At 35.8% G+C, this 4,512-nt stretch carries 2 protein-coding genes; one reads left to right on the top strand and one right to left on the bottom strand.

Annotated features, from left to right (window positions below):
• Positions 1-68: 68 nt before the first annotated feature.
• Positions 69-614: a TetR/AcrR family transcriptional regulator gene (locus A5868_RS06870; RefSeq protein ID WP_087654109.1), complete on the top strand. Its 546-nt coding sequence runs from the start codon at positions 69-71 to the stop codon at positions 612-614.
• Positions 615-1,928: 1,314 nt separating this feature from the next.
• On the opposite strand, the gene A5868_RS06865 is transcribed toward A5868_RS06870, so the two are convergent.
• Positions 1,929-4,466, bottom strand: coding sequence for a glycoside hydrolase family 3 protein (locus A5868_RS06865; RefSeq protein ID WP_087654108.1), 2,538 nt, complete (start codon positions 4,464-4,466; stop codon positions 1,929-1,931).
• Between the last annotated feature and the right edge of the window lie 46 nt (positions 4,467-4,512).

The raw sequence follows: 4,512 nt of genomic DNA, 5'->3' as shown, positions 1-4,512 counted from the left end.
GAAATATATTCACCATTTTATGCTAACGTGTTGATTAACTTTAAAATAATTTTCAAGGTAGGTATAAAATGAAGACTGACGCTCGCATTCGATATACAAGAATGGCAATAAAAAAAAGTTTTATATCGCTCATCAATGAGAAGCCTGTTAATAAGGTAACTGTTAAGGATGTTTGTGATAGAGCTGAAATAAATCGTGCAACATTTTATAAACACTATAAGGATTGTTTTGATTTACTTGAAAGGATAGAATCAGAAATGATTGATCAGCTAAAGCAACTTGTTCGAGAAGCTCAAGGAAAAAGTATGTCTACAATGTTTGAAAAAATGTTTATGAAAATCAAGAATGAGAGTGACTTATATCTTACAGTTGCTTCTGATAATGGGGATACTGGTTTGCCATCTCGTATTTTGAATATGTTTTATAAAGAGGCACATCCATATTTTGAAGTGTTATTACGAGGGAACTCTAATCAAAGAGAAGATTGGCTTTATTATTTTGTGGCTAATGGATGTGCAGGGATACTATCATACTGGATAAATACAGGCATGAAAGAAAATACAAAAGAAATGGCAGACTATATTAGCAAAATGATAGATAAGTCCACCCAATAAAGTAAGACTAATTAAAGAATCAATCCTCTGAATTTACAAAAATAACTCAGATAATCTTTATCGTAAAATAATAGTTTGGCTTTTTTAAGTGTTAACTAATTTCATAATTACTAACTATTGGCACCTCAACGTTTTTCGAAGCACACAAGAAAGGAGTCGTCCTATATAACGCTTACAAAAGAGAAGAAACAATTAAGGGAAGAAGTGGAACTCCTAAAAAAAGTTCGAAGTCTTCCTTTTTCTTTCAAGAAGACTCCGGTAATTTTTTAGTTTGTAAACCATCCTCGAAGAACGCTATCTATTTCAGAGGCTAGTCGTTGCCTTCATATCTCACGCGGAGGCTATTATTTGTTCTGTCGTCGGGATCGATCAAACCTTGAAATTGAAAACAAAACATTAGCTTAACTTTTGAAAGAAATTTTTCTTGGACATAAAGGACATTATGGATCCAGAATAATCAAATTTATTTTACAAAATTAACAATCAGTCGTAGGCGAATTGCTAGACTTCTTCATGCTCAAGGACTCTACACTCCAGGTGTTCGCCGAAAATATCGGAGACAAAAAACTGGTGGTTGTAGTGCGCAAAGAACTTGATAAATAAGAATTTTCCCGATAAATCCCCTAACTCTGTGTATTTTGGAGGTATTAGTTACATATACTCACTGCCGAAGATACCCTTTACCTCAGTACTTATATTGATGCTTATTCACGCCAAGTGATTAGCTACCGCATCGACGATCATATGAGAGATGAATTAGTTATTGAAAATTTAGAAACAGCTCTTCTTAAGGAACATCCAAAAGCTGGATTAATTATCATGTGAACCAAGGCATTCATTATAAGAGTCATCGTTTTTTTGAAATAATTCAAGCAAATAGACTTTTACTGAGCCATTCAAGAAAAGGCATGCCCTATGATAACGCTGTTATGGATTCACTTTATAAATCACTTAAAACGAGAAGTATTAAACAAATACGGTTTTGAGAACAAATCAGAGGTGGTCATACAGCTTGTAGACTAACTAGAAAATTACTTTACCGTAAAAAGAATACATTCTAGTTTGGGCTATAAAACACCAGATGAATTTCTACTTTCACAAAATTAACTTATCTTTTTGTTCATAAAAGTCTTGACATTCCAAACAGATAATCTAACCGACTGTTAACTAAACTATTACAAGCCTCTTTAAATAACTCAATTTATATCGATTAAATTAATCACCTATACCAGTCATTTCGCCTGCTATATTTATTAGTTCTTCTTTTATTCTACTAGGTTTTACACTTCTTTTATTTTTTCTTTTATAGTGACTTTATATTTTAATGTCCATAAACAAAATACAATGGAGAATCCGCATTGCACATCTTTGTAAATGTGCCTTTGTAATAGGATAGTTATTCTCTGTGTTCCTTAATGCATCTAAGATATCATCACGATCCCAAGGACTTCCAGGCATAGTAATGTCATTCCCGGCCCGAACGCATCCGGCGGAAGATCCCGCGGCATATTTATTTTTTGAATCATCTAAAAATCTCTGTGTTGAAAACCAATCTGTTACTACAATCCCTTCATATCCCCATTCATCCCGAAGAACACTTGTCAAAAGATCTGTTCTGTTACAAGTACGCTTTCCGTTAATAAGATTATATGAGGTCATAATTGAACGTGGCTGCGATTGTCGAACACATATTTCAAATCCCTTCAGATATATTTCACGCAGAGCTCGTTCTTTTACAATACTATTCGAACCATATCGATTAGTCTCCTGATTGTTACAAGCAAAATGTTTTGCTGTTGTTCCGCACCCCTTATGGCGCTGTACTCCATTCGTCACTGCCGCTGCTATCATCCCACTGATAACAGGATCCTCGGAATAATATTCAAAATTACGTCCACAAAGAGGCGATCTTTGAATATTCATCGCAGGTGCTAGCCACAGATTTATACCGAACATTTCCATCTCACTTCCTATAAGATCCCCTATTTTCTCGCATAACTGAACATTCCAACTCTGCGCAAGACAGGTTCCAATTGGAATCGCAGTACAGAACTGATAGAATTTATTTTCATCCTGCAGTATCTTTTCTTCGTTTACGTTTATATTCTGCTCATTTTTTATTTCAGAATCCAACATTATAACCGATGGAGAATCATCACAAGCTTTCGCTATTCCATCTATTATTTTATACTTTTTACTGATTCTTATCCCTGCTGGACCATCTGCCATAATAAGAGCCCCAACATTCTGATTCGATAAACGATGTGTTGTTTCTCCTGATGCCCCTGCTACAATTTCCGATGCATTCCCAATAATGGAAGATAACTCACCGGTACTCTCAGCTCCAGAACCGACGCAAAGACTTGCTAAATCTTCCTCTGTCAGATTTCCCACAAAATTCTTTAGTTTTTCCGGATGTTTTTTTACTTCCTCCCAGCTACAGAAATCTTTCTGAGGCAACTCCACCGGTATATCATGATAATTTTTTTCTTGACATGTAACTTGATTTGGAGTTAATAAAATAACTTTAGCTACACTTCTCTCCTTTGATTCTTTCTCGTAAGAAAACTTTCTCTTCTCCAGCTTGATTTCATCAAAGATCCATCCCGGGCATATATTTTTTAATTTTTGAGTTGTGATATTCTGATTTAGTCGAAGAATCCCACAAATATGTGTATTTCTGGAATGGTTTCCCACGCGAATCAGGTAATCCCCTTGCTCTAATATATACGTTGCATATTCTTCATCATAAGATGCCATAGTATCAACGGAAAAGGATACCGTAATTTCCTGTTCCTCGTTAGGTTCTAATTCTTTTGTTTTTGCAAAACTAGCCAGCTGCTGGTAAGGCTGCTCCATTTTTCCTTCAGGTGCAGAATAATAAACTTGAACAACCTCTTTACCAACTACTTTTCCTATATTCTTTACAACAACTGACAGGGAAATCATATCTCCATCAATTTCAAAGTCATTCGGAGTTATTGAAAAATCTGCATACCCTAACCCGTATCCAAATGGATATATGGGGTTCAAATTCATCGAGTCAAAAAATCGATAACCAACGTATATTCCTTCACGATAAATAGTATCGTCGGGATTACCAAATCCTTCGGTCGAGGGATAATCTTCGATATTCGCCCATGACATTGTAAGCTTTCCGGAAGGATAACTTTTCCCAATCAATAAATCAGCTAATACATCCCCTGTAGGCGTTCCAATCTGTCCCAGAAGTAGAATATTTTTAATTTTCAAAACCGGTTCAAGGTTCACCATTCCTCCCACATTCAGCACTAGTACAAAATTTTCATATTTATCATTGGCAGCCAAGATATCCCTAATCTCTGTAGAAGTCAGATTAATATCACCTTCTATCGATTCACGGTCTGCGCCTTCCCCGGAATTGCGAGAAACCACATAGATAGCAGCTTCTCCCTTTGCATCTAAGGGTAGTGTGTATTCCGGTTCTGGCAATGCCTTTCCCAACATATAGAATTCAGGATTAATTCCTGCTGCAATTGCTTCATTTCGATTCTTGTCAACAAATTCTTTAGAAGCATTGATAATTATATTGTCATAATTATCAAGCCACTGGTCGGATGTAATTTTATATCCAGCATTTCTCAGACCTTCCTCCACCGTAATAAAATACCGGACATTTACATCACCTGAACCAGTTCCGCCTTTAATCGTCTTTCTGGCACCACTTCCATAAAGAGCAATTTCACCTTTCTGCCTCCATGGAAGTGTTCCATCACTTTTTAGAAGGACTGTACATTCTGGAGCCATTCGGCGCACTTCATTTATATGCTCTATTTCATATTTTTGAATTTCCTTTTCTGTAATACGAATCATTTTTCTCCTCCTGCTTCTTGCAGTTTAATAAATATTAGCTTAATTT

Origin of the sequence: Enterococcus sp. 12F9_DIV0723, assembly GCF_002174375.1 — a bacterium.
Lineage (GTDB): Bacteria > Bacillota > Bacilli > Lactobacillales > Enterococcaceae > Enterococcus_A > Enterococcus_A gilvus.
Note: the sequence above shows the minus strand (reverse complement) of the source record. Positions and strands in the feature narration are given on the sequence as shown.